This is a genomic window from Thermobifida fusca YX, from assembly GCF_000012405.1.
GTDB lineage: Bacteria > Actinomycetota > Actinomycetes > Streptosporangiales > Streptosporangiaceae > Thermobifida > Thermobifida fusca.
The window spans coordinates 102,912-117,210 of the sequence record NC_007333.1; the positions used below are offsets into that span (position 1 = coordinate 102,912).

General features: G+C 65.5%; 16 protein-coding genes and 1 tRNA gene. 10 read left to right on the forward strand and 7 right to left on the reverse strand.

Features of this window, described 5'->3' with window-relative positions:
• Positions 1 to 136 precede the first annotated feature (136 nt).
• Both TFU_RS00400 and TFU_RS00405 read left to right on the forward strand, forming a co-directional pair.
• Positions 137 to 1,381: an extracellular catalytic domain type 1 short-chain-length polyhydroxyalkanoate depolymerase gene (locus tag TFU_RS00400; RefSeq protein ID WP_011290529.1), complete on the forward strand. Its 1,245-nt coding sequence runs from the start codon at positions 137 to 139 to the stop codon at positions 1,379 to 1,381.
• A 518-nt stretch (positions 1,382 to 1,899) separates the two neighbouring features.
• Positions 1,900 to 3,687 carry a phosphoenolpyruvate carboxykinase (GTP) gene (locus TFU_RS00405; RefSeq protein WP_016187995.1) on the forward strand — a complete coding sequence of 596 codons (1,788 nt, stop codon included), beginning with the start codon at positions 1,900 to 1,902 and terminating at the stop codon, positions 3,685 to 3,687.
• Between the two features lie 107 nt (positions 3,688 to 3,794).
• Here TFU_RS00405 and TFU_RS00410 read toward each other — a convergent pair.
• Positions 3,795 to 3,884 (reverse strand) — tRNA-Ser (locus TFU_RS00410).
• Between the two features lie 123 nt (positions 3,885 to 4,007).
• Positions 4,008 to 4,739: a PIG-L deacetylase family protein gene (locus tag TFU_RS00415; RefSeq protein WP_011290531.1), complete on the reverse strand. Its 732-nt coding sequence runs from the start codon at positions 4,737 to 4,739 to the stop codon at positions 4,008 to 4,010.
• Positions 4,740 to 4,847: 108 nt separating this feature from the next.
• Here TFU_RS00415 and TFU_RS00420 point away from each other — a divergent pair, with 108 nt between their 5' ends.
• On the forward strand, positions 4,848 to 5,303 hold the full coding sequence (locus TFU_RS00420; RefSeq protein WP_011290532.1) for a PaaI family thioesterase: 456 nt from the start codon (positions 4,848 to 4,850) through the stop codon (positions 5,301 to 5,303).
• Positions 5,304 to 5,792: 489 nt separating this feature from the next.
• Entirely contained in the window at positions 5,793 to 6,932 is a 1,140-nt protein-coding gene (gene dnaN, locus TFU_RS00425; protein WP_011290533.1) for a DNA polymerase III subunit beta, read from the forward strand.
• A 164-nt stretch (positions 6,933 to 7,096) separates the two neighbouring features.
• Here the strand turns inward: dnaN and TFU_RS00430 are convergent, their stop codons facing one another.
• Both TFU_RS00430 and TFU_RS00435 read right to left on the reverse strand, forming a co-directional pair.
• The gene (locus TFU_RS00430) at positions 7,097 to 7,387 is read right to left on the reverse strand and encodes a hypothetical protein (RefSeq protein WP_011290534.1); all 291 of its coding nucleotides are present in this window, start codon (positions 7,385 to 7,387) and stop codon (positions 7,097 to 7,099) included.
• On the reverse strand, positions 7,387 to 7,815 hold the full coding sequence (locus TFU_RS00435; RefSeq protein WP_011290535.1) for a hypothetical protein: 429 nt from the start codon (positions 7,813 to 7,815) through the stop codon (positions 7,387 to 7,389). The genes TFU_RS00430 and TFU_RS00435 overlap by 1 nt, the downstream gene beginning before the upstream one ends.
• Positions 7,816 to 8,027: 212 nt before the next feature.
• Between TFU_RS00435 and TFU_RS00440 the strand changes: the two genes are divergently transcribed.
• The 6 genes from TFU_RS00440 (at position 8,028) to TFU_RS00460 (ending at position 12,014) form a co-directional block, all read left to right on the forward strand.
• On the forward strand, positions 8,028 to 8,786 hold the full coding sequence (locus tag TFU_RS00440; protein WP_370492280.1) for a helix-turn-helix domain-containing protein: 759 nt from the start codon (positions 8,028 to 8,030) through the stop codon (positions 8,784 to 8,786).
• Between the two features lie 22 nt (positions 8,787 to 8,808).
• On the forward strand, positions 8,809 to 8,907 hold the full coding sequence (locus TFU_RS16255) for a hypothetical protein (protein WP_394295459.1): 99 nt from the start codon (positions 8,809 to 8,811) through the stop codon (positions 8,905 to 8,907).
• Positions 8,900 to 9,088: a DUF397 domain-containing protein gene (locus tag TFU_RS00445; protein WP_041427538.1), complete on the forward strand. Its 189-nt coding sequence runs from the start codon at positions 8,900 to 8,902 to the stop codon at positions 9,086 to 9,088. Before TFU_RS16255 ends, TFU_RS00445 begins: the two co-directional genes overlap by 8 nt.
• 563 nt (positions 9,089 to 9,651) lie before the next feature.
• On the forward strand, positions 9,652 to 10,551 hold the full coding sequence (locus TFU_RS00450) for a helix-turn-helix domain-containing protein (RefSeq protein WP_255266165.1): 900 nt from the start codon (positions 9,652 to 9,654) through the stop codon (positions 10,549 to 10,551).
• A gap of 7 nt (positions 10,552 to 10,558) precedes the next feature.
• Positions 10,559 to 10,750, forward strand: a complete 192-nt coding sequence (locus tag TFU_RS00455; RefSeq protein WP_011290538.1) for a DUF397 domain-containing protein — start codon at positions 10,559 to 10,561, stop codon at positions 10,748 to 10,750.
• A gap of 271 nt (positions 10,751 to 11,021) precedes the next feature.
• The gene (locus TFU_RS00460) at positions 11,022 to 12,014 is read left to right on the forward strand and encodes a malate dehydrogenase (protein WP_011290539.1); all 993 of its coding nucleotides are present in this window, start codon (positions 11,022 to 11,024) and stop codon (positions 12,012 to 12,014) included.
• A gap of 92 nt (positions 12,015 to 12,106) precedes the next feature.
• Here the strand turns inward: TFU_RS00460 and TFU_RS00465 are convergent, their stop codons facing one another.
• The 3 genes from TFU_RS00465 to TFU_RS00475 all read right to left on the reverse strand — a co-directional run bounded on the left by TFU_RS00465 (position 12,107) and on the right by TFU_RS00475 (position 14,138).
• Positions 12,107 to 12,535 (reverse strand): PPOX class F420-dependent oxidoreductase, encoded by a 429-nt coding sequence (locus TFU_RS00465; RefSeq protein ID WP_011290540.1) that lies wholly within the window; start codon positions 12,533 to 12,535, stop codon positions 12,107 to 12,109.
• Positions 12,536 to 12,734: 199 nt separating this feature from the next.
• Positions 12,735 to 13,544 carry a DUF2786 domain-containing protein gene (locus TFU_RS00470; protein WP_016188001.1) on the reverse strand — a complete coding sequence of 270 codons (810 nt, stop codon included), beginning with the start codon at positions 13,542 to 13,544 and terminating at the stop codon, positions 12,735 to 12,737.
• Positions 13,545 to 13,718: 174 nt separating this feature from the next.
• Positions 13,719 to 14,138: a hypothetical protein gene (locus TFU_RS00475; RefSeq protein ID WP_016188002.1), complete on the reverse strand. Its 420-nt coding sequence runs from the start codon at positions 14,136 to 14,138 to the stop codon at positions 13,719 to 13,721.
• Positions 14,139 to 14,299 lie beyond the last annotated feature (161 nt).

A 14,299-nucleotide genomic window follows, 5' to 3' on the forward strand; every position in this document is an offset into this window, starting at 1 on the left:
GTGGGGTCTTCACGGGTCGTGTCGCCGCAACCTCCACACCAGACACATGTTATTTAGGTCACATTGTTCGTAGGGTGTGGGCACTGGTGTTCGGCCGAACCCGTGTCCCCCGCAGGGTCTTTCCAACGGAGGCACCATGCTGCACCTGACCCGACGCATACCCGCCCGGGTATGGGTGGCGCTGACCGCTGTCCTCGGCCTGGGCGCCGCCCTTCTCGGCACCACTGCCCTCGCCCCCCGCGCGGAAGCCGCCACCCTCACCCAGGTGTCCGCGTTCGGCTCCAACCCGGGCAACCTGAACATGTACGTCTACCGGCCCGCCACCCTCCCCGACAACGCCCCGCTCGTCGTCCTCCTCCACGGATGCTCCCAGGACGCCGCCACCTACCACGCCCACTCCGGCTGGGCCAAGTACGCCGACAGCCTCGGCTTCGCCCTCGTCTACGCAGAGCAGAAATCAGCGAACAACAGCTCCTCGTGCTTCAACTGGTTCCAGAAGTCCGACACGGCGCGCGGCTCCGGTGAAGCACAGTCCATCCGCTCCATGGTCGACTACGCGGTGCGCACCTACAGCCTGGATGAGGAGCGCGTCTACATCTCCGGCCTGTCCGCGGGCGGCGCCATGGCCTCCGAGATGCTCGCGGCCTACCCGGACGTGTTCGCCGGGGGAAGCATCGTCGCCGGAATCCCCACCGGCTGCGCCAGCAGCCTGCTGGACGCGACCACGTGCATGTTCTCCGGCCGCAACCTCACCCCCAAGCAGTGGGGCGACCTCGTGCGCGCTAAGAACCCGGGCTGGCAGGGACCGTGGCCGCGCGTCGCCATCTGGCACGGCACCGCGGACGCGGTCGTGACCCCCAAGAATGCGCAGTCCTCCCGCGACCAGTGGACCAACGTGTGGGGTATCGGGCAAACCCCCGCGCGGACCGCCAACCTCGGAGCGAACACCACCGTCGAGTACTACCAGGACAGTTCCGGACGCGACGTGGTCGCCCGCTACCTGGTCTCCGGCATGGGGCACGGCACTCCCGTGGACCCGGGGTCCGGCACGGACCAGTGCGGCACCGCCGGCGCCTACTTCCTCGACACGATCTGCTCCACCTACCACACGATCCAGTTCTGGGAACTCGACGGCGATCCGCAGCCGTCCCCGTCCCCTTCTCCGTCCCCGTCGCCCAGTCCGTCCCCGACCACTCCGCCCGCGGGGGAGTGCGTGACGGCGAACAACTACCAGCACGTGGCTGAAGGCCGCGCCTACGTCAGCTACGGCTACGCTTACAGCGTGGGCGGCAACGACCTGCTCGGCCTGTGGAACATCTACGTCATCACGTCCGTCCAGGAAACCTCTCCCGGCTACTGGGAGCGCGTATCCGGATGCTGATCCGACCATGACCACCGTGTCAGCCCGTGGCGGCCGGGGCGCGACCCCGGCCGCCCGCGCGTATCTCAGCCCTCCACTCGCGCCGGGAAACCGCCACGGAAAACACCGGAATGACTGCCGAGAGTTTTTGACTTACCCCGGTGAGCCCGATTCGAACCGGGCATCTATGCTCTTTTTCAAACTGTCTCGGATGCGCCCTCATGGAATTCCCTTCCGCGCTTTCTGAAAAACCGGCTCCAAGGGAACTCCTTCCGCTATCACAACACCGTGACCTACCCCGCAGTATTCCGTGTTCATCCCCTGTGACGTGGGCAGCTGCTGAAATAAAACCCGTGCAAGAGAAACTCTGCAGCGGGTAGAGAACACATTGCACAACCCTCAAATGGTCTAGTCCATAAGCGTGGCAAAGGTCTAGTCCAAGGTCTATGCCAACTGGTGGTAATAGGGGGTGATCGTTCATCATTTGAAACGACCCCTGAGGAGGAGGAATCGTGACTACTGCGGTCCACGGAAATAACGTGGCTCCGACTAGCCATCAGGAACTAGTCGACTGGGTACGCGAGATCGCGGAACTGACACAACCGGACGAAGTGGTCTGGTGTGACGGTTCGGACGCCGAGTGGGAGCGACTCACCTCCCAGCTCGTCGAACAGGGAACCCTGATCCGGCTCAACGAAGAGCTCCGCCCGAACAGCTTCTACTGCCGCTCCGACCCCAGCGACGTCGCCCGAGTCGAGGACCGCACCTTCATCTGCTCAGAGCGCCAAGAGGACGCCGGGCCCACCAACAACTGGGTGGACCCCGCCGAAATGCGCGCCACCCTCAAGGAGATCTTCACCGGATGCATGCGCGGCCGCACCATGTACGTGGTGCCCTTCTGCATGGGACCGCTCGGCGGCAAGATCTCCCAGCTCGGCGTGGAGATCACCGATTCCCCCTATGTCGTGGTGTCGATGCGCATCATGACCCGGATGGGCGCGCCCGCACTGCGCCTCATCGAGGAGCGCGGCACCTTCGTCAAAGCGGTCCACTCCGTGGGCGCCCCCCTGGAGCCCGGCCAGAAGGACGTGCCGTGGCCGTGCAACTCCACCAAGTACATCACGCACTTCCCTGAGACCCGGGAGATCTGGTCCTACGGCTCCGGCTACGGCGGCAACGCGCTGCTCGGCAAGAAGTGCTACGCGCTGCGCATCGCCTCGGTGATGGCACGCGACGAAGGCTGGCTGGCCGAGCACATGCTCATCATCAAAGTCACCCCGCCGTCGGGCGAACCCCGCTACATTGCCGCGGCGTTCCCCAGCGCCTGCGGGAAGACCAACCTCGCCATGCTCCAACCGACCATCCCCGGGTGGAAGGTGGAGACGATCGGCGACGACATCGCGTGGATGCGGTTCGGGGAAGACGGCCGCCTCTACGCCATCAACCCGGAGTACGGCTTCTTCGGGGTCGCCCCCGGCACCGGCGAGTCCACCAACGCCAACGCGGTCAAGGCGCTGTGGGGCAACAGCATCTTCACCAACGTGGCGTTGACCGACGACGGGGACGTGTGGTGGGAGGGCCTCACCGACGAGCCTCCCGCACACCTGACCGACTGGCGGGGCCGCGACTGGACCCCCGACTCCGGCGAGCCCGCCGCGCACCCCAACGCCCGGTTCACCACCCCCGCTTCGCAGGCGCCCACGATCGCCCCCGAATGGGAAGACCCCAACGGGGTGCCGATCTCAGTGATCCTGTTCGGCGGCCGCCGCGCCACCGCGGTGCCGCTCGTCGTCGAGGCGTTCAACTGGCAGCACGGCGTCTACCTGGGCGCGAACGTGGCCTCCGAGCGCACTGCCGCCGCTGAAGGCAAGGTCGGTGAACTGCGCCGCGACCCGTTCGCGATGCTGCCGTTCTGCGGCTACAACATGGGCGACTACTTCGGCCACTGGCTGAAGATCGGCCGCCAGACCGACCCGGACAAACTGCCCCGGATCTACTACGTGAACTGGTTCCGGAAGAACGACGAGGGCAAGTTCATCTGGCCGGGCTTCGGCGAGAACAGCCGCGTGATCAAGTGGATCATCGAACGGCTCGAAGGCAAGGCAGCAGCCCAGGACACCCCGATCGGCCGGGTGCCCACGCCTGAGGCGCTCGACACCGAGGGCCTGGACATCTCCCAGGAGGACTTGGAGCTGCTGCTGTCGGTGGACCGCGAGGTCTGGCGTCAGGAAGCCGACCTGGTCCCCGACTTCTTCAACTCCTTCGGGGACCGCCTGCCCAAGGAGCTGTGGGACGAGTATGAGGCGCTGCGTCAGCGGCTCGGCTAGCCGCTGCCAGGCGTGACGTCGGCGACCTCCCCGTGGTTTCACCTCGTCGGCGTCACGGCACACGTTGGCCCCCTCCACAACGGCGTGGAGGGGGCCAACGGTTTGCGCGGAGGGTGTGGGATTTGAACCCACGAGGCCGGGGCTACCGACCTAACGCTTTTCAAGAGCGTCGCACTCGGCCGCTATGCGAACCCTCCTTGCGGGCATATGCCCTTGCAGTGATGGTAGCCCACCTAGGCGCCACGTGATGAGCGGATGCGCCACCCCAGCGGGGTTCCTTGCCGGGCCGCCGCGCCCCCGGTAGCGCAGCCGTGCAGGTCTTAGCGGGGGAACAGTTCGAAGGTGACCGCAAGTCGGCCGCCGAACCGCGGGGCGTTGGCGGACAAGGTCTCGTCCAGGAAGGACCGCACATAGGTTTCCGGGTCTTCGTCGGTGAGCCCTTCGATGTAGGCGCGGTGCTCCAGCAGGGAGCGGACAGCGCGCTCGTAGCCCGGGGTGGCGTCCACTGCGTGCGTGGGCTGGGGCGAGGCCGCCACGGCAACCCAGCGCACCCCGTTCCACGGCTCCAGTCCCTGGTCGACGAGTTCCGGGAAGATCCACCGGTTGCCCGCGTCTGTGGCAGCGTCGAGCGTGGCCCGGCCTACCGCCTTGTGGTCAGGGGTGTTCCAGAAGCCGCCGTGGAAGGTGTCGCGGTGGTTGAGGGTGATGACGAGTTCGGGGCGGTGCCGCCGGATCGCCGCGGCGATATTCCGGCGCAGGGGGAGACCGTATTCGATCACCCCGTCGCGGTAGTCGAGGAACTCTACGGTGGTGACGCCGACAACGGCAGCGCTGGCGATCTGCTCCCGTTCCCGCAGCGGGGCCGCCTTGCTCGGGTGGATGCCGTCGATGCCCGCCTCACCGCGGGTGGCCAGCAGGTAGCTCACCTCTTTGCCTGCGTCAGTCCAGGCGGCGATCGCTGCGGCAGCCCCGTATTCCAGGTCGTCGGGGTGGGCGACGACGGCGAGGGCGCGCTGCCAGTCTTCGGGCATGGGGGAGAGCTGCTCGGTCACGGGATTCTCCTGTCGGTCGGTTGGGCGGCTCGCTGGTTCTGGCAAATGCGACGATTCGGGACTAATTGGGGTACCCAGGATTTTTACTGATCAGTAATATCTGCGGGCATGGTCATCAGTGAGGCTGATTTCGCTAAGTCGTCCATCATGGCGGCCATGCCGCTCGCCCGCATCCTCGGCGTGGAGTTCGTGGAGTTGGCAGAGGAGCGGGCGGTGATGCGGCTCCCTGACAACCCTGACCATTACGACCACACTCAAAACCAGCACGCTGGAGCGCTGATCGTCCTCGCAGAGACCACGTCGGGGGCAGCCGTGTTCAACGCCCTTGGCGACCGGCTCAAACTCGCGCTCCCCGTGTCCTTGGACGCCCGCGTCGACCACCGCCAGCCGTTCTCCGGCCCCGTGGTCGCTGAAGCCGTGCTGGGAGAGGAGTGGCGCACAGCCCTCACAGAACTGGAAGCCGGGGGCCAACCCGAATTCCCCGTGGACGTGGCGCTGCGCGCCGAGAACGGCTCCACCACCGGCACGGCCACGATCACGTGGATGCTGCGGCCCCACCCCTAAACCACCCTGCCGCCCGGATGCGTGCACTGCTGAACCAGCAGGCAGGGCACGCGCGAAAACGCACGTCTACCCCGGTCCTCTCCGCTGCGGCCCGCTGGTAGGTGCGGGGACGACGAAGGTGGATGCGTGGTCGACCGCGGCATCGAGGGCGAGCGGACCGCCCCCGCCCCACCGCCCTCAAACGCGCGAAAGGCGGCCGGTCAACGTATCGGACAGCTGGCTCCCCGCAGCACCAGCTGCCGCCCCGCGCACACCCTCGGTATGCGTCCGGTGGCGGCCGCGACAAGGGAACGGACGCCACAGCCGCCGAGATCCGTGCTGCCCTGATCCCGCCACCGTGCTGCTCCACGGCGACACCCAGTGAGCAGCGGAAATGCTGGCACAAGTTTGTCCACAGGCTGGGGACAACTTCTCGGGTTTTGTCATATCCGCCAGGTAGGGTCCTCCCCAACCCGACTCTGGAATGCCGGACGGTACAGGGAGGCCCCAGTGAAATTCCGAGTAGACCGCGACGCCTTCGCGGACGCTGTCACCTGGACAGCACGGGCACTACCCGCACGCCCCGCTGTTCCCGTGCTCGCGGGAATGCGCCTGGAGGTCGCCGACACCGCCTCCGACACCCTGCGGCTGTCCGGGTTCGACTACGAGGTTTCCGCTCAAGCGTCCGTGGACGTCCACGCTGAGGAAGCCGGCAGCGTTCTCGTCCCCGGCCGTCTGCTCGCCGAAATCGTCCGCACCCTGCCCCCGCATCCCGTGGAATTCCACGTGGAAGGCTCCCGAGCCCTTCTCACCTGCGGCAATGCCCGGTTCACGCTGCTCACTCTGCCGCTGGAGGACTATCCGACCCTGCCGGCCATGCCCCGCACGATCGGCTCGGCTCCCGCGGACGTGTTCGCCACCGCGGTACGCCAGGTGCTCCCGTCGACCAGCCGCGACGACACGCTGCCCATGCTCACCGGCGTGCACCTCACCTTCCGAGGCGACACGATCCTGCTCGCCGCCACCGACCGCTACCGCATTGCCGTGCGGGAAATGTGGTGGAAACCGGAAGAGGTCGACATTGACACATCCGCCCTGGTCCCGGCCCGCACCCTCGGCGACTTCAGCCGGTCCCTGACGGGCGGCAACGTCGACATCGCCCTGTCCACCAGCGACAGCCGAGGCGCAGGCGAAGGCATGATCGGCTTCGAGCATGACGGCAAACGCACCACCACGCGGCTGATCGACAGCGACTTCGTCTCCTACGAGTCGCGGTTCCCCACCGAGTTCGCCGCCCAAGCCGACGTTCCGGTCGCACCCCTGGCCGAAGCGGTGAAACGAGTAGCGCTGGTCGCGGACCGCAGCACCCCGGTGCGGCTGTCGTTCACCTCCTCTGAGGTGGTGCTGGAGGCAGGCTCCGGTGACGACGCCCAAGCATTGGAAGCCTTGGAGGTGAATTTCGAAGGCGAACCGATGCGTATCGCGTTCAACCCGCAGTACTTCCTCGACGGGCTCACCAACGTGGAGACGGAGCGCGCCTTCCTCAGGTTCGTCGCCCCCACCAGACCGGCGGTGATCACTGGAACCCCGGCGAAGGAAGGCGGAAAACCGGACTTCCGCTACCTGGTGATGCCGCTCCGCTTGGCCTAAGGCTCGACAGTACGGAGCAGGGCTGCCGCGAGGGCAGAGCGCAGGGCAGGGCTGACAGCGGTGAGGTGAAGAGAGACCCGGCGCGGGAGGAGATCAACGGGGGATGTCCCCTGCTGTTCGGTGCCGTGGCGGGCCAGCAGGGGAGTGCGGGAACAGGGCGGCCGCTACTCGTCTTCTCTTTCTCTGCGGGGTGCGGGCACGACGGGAGCGGTCCAGGTGCGGTCGTAGGCGTCAGTGCAGTCGCCGTCGTGGCCTTGGGGCCGTAGACAGGTGCTTTGGTGGACGGGGTGACGGCCCGGGCAGGCGTCGTCGAGCCAGCTTGTGATGCGTGCCAGCAGATCCAGACTGGTGCGGCGGGTCCGGTCGAGCCAATAGGTGCGCTGCTGGCTGGCTGAGAACAGATCCTCGGCGAGGCCACGGAGGATCTGGGCTTCCTCAGGCGTCAGCTCGACCATTACGTGTCCTCCTCAGCCGAGGCGCAGGCCTTTTCGACGCGGGAGAGATAGGCGCGGGCATAGTCAGGCGGGCTGAACTCGATCAGCGTAAAGTCCAGGGCTTCCAGGTCGCTGGCCCCCACGACAAGGTCAGGCAGGAGCCGGTGGCGGGCAGTGAACATCACGACCTGGGTCGGGTCATAACCTAGCGCCCACAGCGGAGCATGCCGCCGCGCAACACGGACGAAATCCGTTGCCTGTTCGTAGGTCAGGGTTGCCGCGGGCAACGGCACAGCAGGCTGGGGGCGCGGTTCCCGGACTTCTGGTGACTCTTCAGCGGCGGGGGAAGAGGCGGCTGAGGTTTCTCGGCGGTTGGCAAAAGGCCAGGACCGGGCCACGAACAGCGGTAACGCTGTGACCAGCGGAAGCAAGACGCGAACAAGTCGCATAGCGCGCTCCTCTCGAACAGGGGGTGGACTGGCAGCCTCTGCTCTGACTCATTGCATCCAATATAACTTGCAAGATTCATCTTTGCACTCAGAAATTGTTTCTACATGTCTACTTAGAAAAATGTTGGGAGTTGAGTGAAATGTCTGGTTCTCTGAGGGGCGTCTTAGGATCTGATCAGCAGATTCGCTGTGACACGAGGAGCACACCGGACGTGGCTATCAGTCCCACTCTTCGCCGCCGACACCTCTCCTCGCTGCTGCGTGAAGCACGCGAGAAGCGAGGGCTTACGGCCAAGTGGGTGGCTGAGAAAGCCAAGGAGCGGTCCGGGCGGGAGCGCGGCTGGTCCGAGTCCAAGCTGAACCGGTTGGAAAGCGGCGTCTGGAAGCGGGTGCGCGCCGAGGACATCACCGTGCTGCTCGACATCTACGGGATCACCGCCCCGGACGAACGCGCCACCTATCTCACGCTTGTCCGGGAGGCCATGCAGAAGGGCTGGTGGGCCTCCTACAGCGACGTGCTTGGCACGGGCGAATTCGTCGGTTTGGAAGCGGAGGCATCGCGGATCCGCACCTTCGAATCAGCGGCCATCCCAGGACTGCTGCAGACCGAGGACTATGCCCGTGCGCTCATGCGCGATAGCGAACAAATCGGTTCCTCAGCCAGCCTCGACCGGAGAGTCCAGGCGCGCATGCTGCGACAGCAGATCCTTAACCAGAGCAGCCCGCCCGATTTCCACACCGTCATCGACGAATCTGTCCTGCTTCGGATTACCCCCGAGCTTGCCGGGCAGCTCGACCACCTGTGGGAGGCCAGTCACCGCCCGCACACCGACATCCGTATCCTCCCGCTTAGCAGAGGACCGCACGCTGCGATGACCGGGCAGTTCGTCATCCTGGACTTTCCCCTGCCCAATCAGCCGGTGGTCTACCTCGAAGCTCTGGCAGAAGAGATCTTACCTGGACAAACCTGAGGAAATCGACCGCTACCAGCGCATCTACGAGTACCTGCGGGACCAGGCACTGTCCCCCGAAGACTCACGGGACCTGATCCACACCCTCCGGCTGTCCCTGAACGAGAAACGCCATGACTGAGACACCCTGGCTACCCTTCCGCAAGTCCAGCTACAGCGGGTCGATCACGCAGAACTGTGTAGAAGTCGCTGTTACTTCCGAGTTTGTTGCGGTGCGGGATTCTGCGCACCGCGAGTTGGGGTATCTCACCTTCCCACTGGCCGAGTGGCGTGCTTTCCTCACCGAGCTCACCGACCGGTGACTCCAAGACGCCAGCACTTGATTGGACCGTTGGTGCTCGGTTGACGTGCGAAAAGAGCTGAAGACCGGTTCGCAGGCCAGCTCAAAAATCACCCCGGTGCGCGGTGCCGTTTGATTCGGCGCGACCTAATCGAGCGCTCCTCCCGTGTAACTACGACAAGGTCAGGGAGGAGTCGGTGGCGGGCAAGTGAGCATCACGACCTGGGCCGGGCCATAACCTAGCGCCCACAGTGGAGCTGCCACCGCGCACACGGACGAGATGCCTGCTCTTGAGCAAGGTAGCGGCACGGCAGGCTGAGAGCGCGATTCCTGGACTTCCGGAGACTCTTCAATAACGGGAGAAGGGGTGGCTGAGTTTTGCTGATAGGCGGCAAAAGACAAGGGGCCGGATCAGAAACATCGTTACCGCTGTCACCAGCGGAAACAAGACGAGAGTAAGCCGCATCGCACGCTCCCTCAAGGAAGGTGTGCGGACTTCGATCAGAGTTCTCGTCTTTCATTTAAAAATGAGATTTACAGTTTTTTGATCTTACAAATAAAAGATGAATATGAGATTCGTGGACTGTGAATCAGGAATTGATCCTCAAACTACGCGAGGCCTACCATGCATGCATGCGAGAACCCAGTGGTGACTACAGCCCCACGATCCGGCGGCGTCGCCTATCAGAAGAGTTGAGACGGCTGCGCCTTGCCCGAGGGCTCACCCTGGAGCAGGTGGCGGAGAAACTGGAGTGGAGCAGAGCCAAAATCGCCAACATCGAGACCGGCAAACGGCTCCGTCCCTATGTCACCGACGTCGAACTGCTACTCAACGTCTACGGGGTCGACGATCCTGACCAGCGCGCAGCGCTCCTCGACCTCACCCGGCAATCCCGCACTAAAGGCTGGTGGGCCTCCTACGGTGGCCTGCTCGGCGACTATGTCGGAATGGAGGCTGAAGCCTCCTCCATTGCCACCTACCAACTGGGCGCGATCCCTGGTCTCCTCCAGACTTTCGACTACGCCGTTGCTCTCGCGCAAGCAATGCGCTACCCGCCAGAGGACGTAGAGCGGATTGCCGCTTCCCGAGTACGGCGTCAACAACTCTTTGCAAGGAAGAATCCGCCGCGCTTCCACGCGGTCATCGACGAGGCTGCCCTCATCCGTCCCGCGGCTCCCGATCGTCCCGACGTCATGCGCGCGCAGATTCACCACCTCATCAACCGCGCAAACGACGCCAACGTCACCCTGCAACTGCTGCCTTTCACCGCTGGCTTGCACGCGGGGGTCAGTGGACCGTTTGTCCTCCTAGAATTCCCTGATCCGGCAGACCGGCCCGTCGTCTACCTGGAAACCCGGGCTGGCGGCCACTACTTGGAGGACACCGCTGAGATTACGGAATACCAGGACCTTTTCACTCACCTGCACACCACAGCGTTGTCTCATGAAGCAACTGTCGCCCGCCTCGCCCAACTCGCCGAATAGGACAACTGTGCACACGCCCGATCCCGCACCTCTTGCCTTCCGCAAGTCCAGCTACAGCGTCACCGCGCAAGAGTGCGTGGAAGTCGCTGTTACTTCCGAGTTTGTTGCGGTGCGGGATTCTGCGCACCGCGAGTTGGGGTATCTCACCTTCCCACTGGCCGAGTGGCGTGCTTTCCTCACCGAGCTCACCGACCGGTGACTCCAAGACGCCAGCACTTGATTGGACCGTTGGTGCTCGGTTGACGTGCGAAAAGAGCTGAAGACCGGTTCGCAGTCCGATCCGGAAGCCACCCCGGTGCGCGGTTCTGGTTGAGACGACACAGGAACGCAAACCGGGGGTGGTCCACGCTTCGGAACGTCTCATTGGAAGACTGGTCGCAACACACGTTTCGGGCGGGGTTGTGGCGTTCGAAGCGACCGGCTCGAGCGCTCTTCCCGCACAACCTCCGAGTGGACCAGGAGTGACAAGCATGGCCAAGGCTCCAGTCAACGTCACCGTCACCGGCGCTGCCGGACAGATCGGCTACGCACTGCTGTTCCGGATCGCCTCGGGCCAGCTCCTCGGCGTAGACACGCCCGTTCGGCTCCGCCTGCTGGAGATCCCGCAGGCGATCAAGGCGGCCGAGGGTACCGCGATGGAGCTTGACGACTGCGCGTTCCCGCTGCTCGCCGGGGTCGACATCTACGACGACCCCCGCAAGGCGTTCGACGGCGTGAACGTGGCCCTGCTGGTCGGCGCCCGGCCGCGCACGAAGGGGATGGAGCGCCGCGACCTGCTGGAAGCCAACGGCGGCATCTTCGGTCCCCAGGGTGCGGCCATCAACGACGGTGCCGCTGACGACGTGCGCGTCCTCGTCGTGGGCAACCCCGCGAACACGAACGCGCTGATTGCGCAGGCGCACGCCCCGGACATCCCGGCGGACCGGTTCACCGCGATGACCCGGCTCGACCACAACCGGGCGCTGTCCCAGCTCGCCGCCAAGCTGAACGTGTCGGTGAGCGACATCAAGAAGCTGACGATCTGGGGTAACCACTCCGCGACCCAGTACCCGGACATCTTCCACGCCGAGGTCAACGGCCGCAGCGCGGTGGAGGCCGTCAACGACGAGGAGTGGCTGCGCGACACGTTCATCCCGACCGTGGCCAAGCGTGGTGCGGCGATCATCGAGGCCCGCGGCGCTTCCTCGGCTGCGTCCGCGGCGAACGCTGCGATCGACCACGTCTACGACTGGGTGAACGGTACCCCGGAGGGCGACTGGACGTCGGTGGCGCTGCCGTCCGACGGCTCCTACGGCGTGCCGGAGGGCCTGGTGTCGTCGTTCCCCGTGGTGTCCCGGAACGGCTCCTGGGAGATCGTCCAGGGCTTGGAGATCAACGAGTTCTCCCGCGAGCGGATCGACGCGTCGGTGCGCGAGCTGGAGGAGGAGCGGGAAGCCGTCCGCGCTCTGGGTCTGATCAAGTAGTCCGCGTTCCTGCGGGGACAGGGTGCCTCCAGTGTGGGGACACCCTGTCCGAAACCCGGGGGCAGACGCGGGTGGCGGGCCAGCAGGTCGGGCTAGCCCGCCACCTTTTCCACAGGGTTGTCCCCAGCGTCGTCCCCGACCGGGAGCAGCTCGTAGTGGACGGGCTCGTAGCGCAGCATCCGATAGGACAGCGGCAGCATCCACCGCCGGGTGATCAGGTGGCCGCGCGCCAGCAGTCGCGCGGCGCGGTGGGCTTCCTCACCGCTGAGTGGTCGGACCCGGCCGCGGACCGGAGCACCGGTGGGTTCCCCGCGGAACGTGCATGTGCGCAGGTCAACGAGGGGATTCTCGGTCATTCGTGCGGCTGTGCTGGAGTCTTTGCCGACCCGGAACAGCAGTCGGTCACCGTCGAGTGCGATGCTCACCGGGGTGTGCACGGGGGTTTTGCCGTTGTTGAGATACGTGGTGAGCAGCGCGATCCGCTGGTGGCGGAACTGGTGGAGCAGCGCGGTTCCGGGCATCCTCTCCCCCTCTGCAGCGGCCGTGGTGTCAAGGCCCCACTTTCCCGGAATTGGGGGCTGCCACCACTGACCATGTCCAGGCAGGCCAAGTTATCCACAGATTTCCACAGGTTTATCCACAGCTTTTGAGGGGTGGGGGATGGCCGTTTCCGGTCTGCGGAAACCTGGGGACCGCGGCGGAACCGCCTCGCGCTCCGCTTTAGTTCGCGGCCGCCTGCCCCGGCAACGAGTGGGTGCCGCCTTTGCCTACCGCGGTCTCCAAACCCAACTGTGCGTTACGGCCCCGCAGATAGCCTGCCCGGTACCCAGCCCGATGATAGGTGCGCTCGGGCCGGGTCGGCCGCAGTTTCGGGAAACGGCGGGCAAATTCCTCCCGCACCCGGTCCACATCCGTACGCAACACCAGCTCCGCACCCGTGCTCGGCGTGTCCTCCGCCGCGCCCGCACCACTCCCCACCTGGGCATCCTCGGCGAGCCGGGCCCGAAACTCCCGGATACGCTCCGCTACCGCAGTCCCGTAGGCGCGGATGAACGACCGGTAGAAGCGGTTGCGTTCCGTGGCCAGAGTGGAACGGTCGTAGTTGCGCAGCTCCCGCAGGTTCGCCACATGCTCCCGCGCCGCGAACCGCGCCGACGACTCCATCTGCATGGTGATCGACGGCAGCAGCACTCGCAGCGAATCCAACGCACTCACTGTTCCGATGATGATCAGCGTGCGGTCGGTGTTCGCTGACGTGTTGCCGCGCACCGCCGACTGGCATCCGTACGCGGCCGCGATCGCTGCCAGCGCCTTCACCCGGGCTTTGCCGTGCCCGCCGACACCGGAAACCGGGAAGTCCAGCCTGCTGATCTCCTCAACACCTTCACCGCGCTGCGCCCGCGCCTCCGCCTCCGCAATCGCGTGGCGGGTCATCAGCTCAGCGGCTTTCGCGGTGAACGCTTGGCTTTCCGCGTCGGTGACCGAAGGGTCCTCTGCCATGCGCAGCAGCCCGCGGACCCGTTCGATCATCTTCTTCCGGGCGTCTCCCCCGGCGCGCCCCCGTGCGTCAGACGCCATGGACCCAGCTCCGTTCCCTGTTGGGCAGCGGCCAAAAACCGCTCCGGGGTGGTGTGCTTCCCCGGAGCGGTGAAGTTTGTCGCGGTTCAGTCAACCGTTGCGATATGTCAAGGACTGTGCAGCAGCCTACTTCTTGTTGCCCGCCACCATGGTGATGATCCCCAAGATGACCCAGAGCACCGCTGCGGTCGCAGCGCCACCCAAGATGCCCAGGATCAATCCGCTGCTCAGCAGAGTGCCTACGGCTGCGCCGGCGCCACCGATCAGGGCAGGAACCATGGCGAACCGCCACGGGTACTGGGCCGCGTAGCGGCGTGCCCGCCGGTCCCCCTTGCTGCCCAGAGCTCCGACCGCACCGCCCACCAGCGCGAAGAAGAAAGCCGCGGACCCGATGCCGCTCCCCAACGCGCTGAGCACGCCCTCGTTCAAACTGGTCAGCAAGGCGAGCACTCCGGCCACGCCGCCCGCGACCACGGAGCTGCGCCAGGGCCAGATCAGTGTCGCCGAGGCGACGGGGGTGAAAGCGTTTCCGCGCTCCAGCGTCATATCTGCTCCAAGTCCGTTAGTGAACGTTCCGGACGGTACGGCCCGGCTGTTCTCGTTTCCACCATGCCCCACAACAGGCCCGAGCTCCATCGGGAATCGACCCTGACTTCTCCCTGACGCTGCGCCAGCAGGGAAAAGGGGAATCCCCGAGCCCCACCCGG

Excerpts from the sequence above, each read along its gene's own strand:
- TFU_RS00400 (WP_011290529.1), top strand. The coding sequence starts at position 137 with ATGCTGCACCTGACCCGACGCATACCCGCCCGGGTATGGGTGGCGCTG.
- TFU_RS00420 (WP_011290532.1), top strand. The coding sequence starts at position 4,848 with ATGGTCATCAGTGAGGCTGATTTCGCTAAGTCGTCCATCATGGCGGCC.
- TFU_RS00430 (WP_011290534.1), bottom strand. The coding sequence starts at position 7,387 with ATGGTCGAGCTGACGCCTGAGGAAGCCCAGATCCTCCGTGGCCTCGCC.
- TFU_RS00435 (WP_011290535.1), bottom strand. The coding sequence starts at position 7,815 with ATGCGACTTGTTCGCGTCTTGCTTCCGCTGGTCACAGCGTTACCGCTG.
- TFU_RS00445 (WP_041427538.1), top strand. The coding sequence starts at position 8,900 with ATGACTGAGACACCCTGGCTACCCTTCCGCAAGTCCAGCTACAGCGGG.
- TFU_RS00460 (WP_011290539.1), top strand. The coding sequence starts at position 11,022 with ATGGCCAAGGCTCCAGTCAACGTCACCGTCACCGGCGCTGCCGGACAG.
- TFU_RS00465 (WP_011290540.1), bottom strand. The coding sequence starts at position 12,535 with ATGCCCGGAACCGCGCTGCTCCACCAGTTCCGCCACCAGCGGATCGCG.
- TFU_RS00470 (WP_016188001.1), bottom strand. The coding sequence starts at position 13,544 with ATGATCGAACGGGTCCGCGGGCTGCTGCGCATGGCAGAGGACCCTTCG.
- TFU_RS00475 (WP_016188002.1), bottom strand. The coding sequence starts at position 14,138 with ATGACGCTGGAGCGCGGAAACGCTTTCACCCCCGTCGCCTCGGCGACA.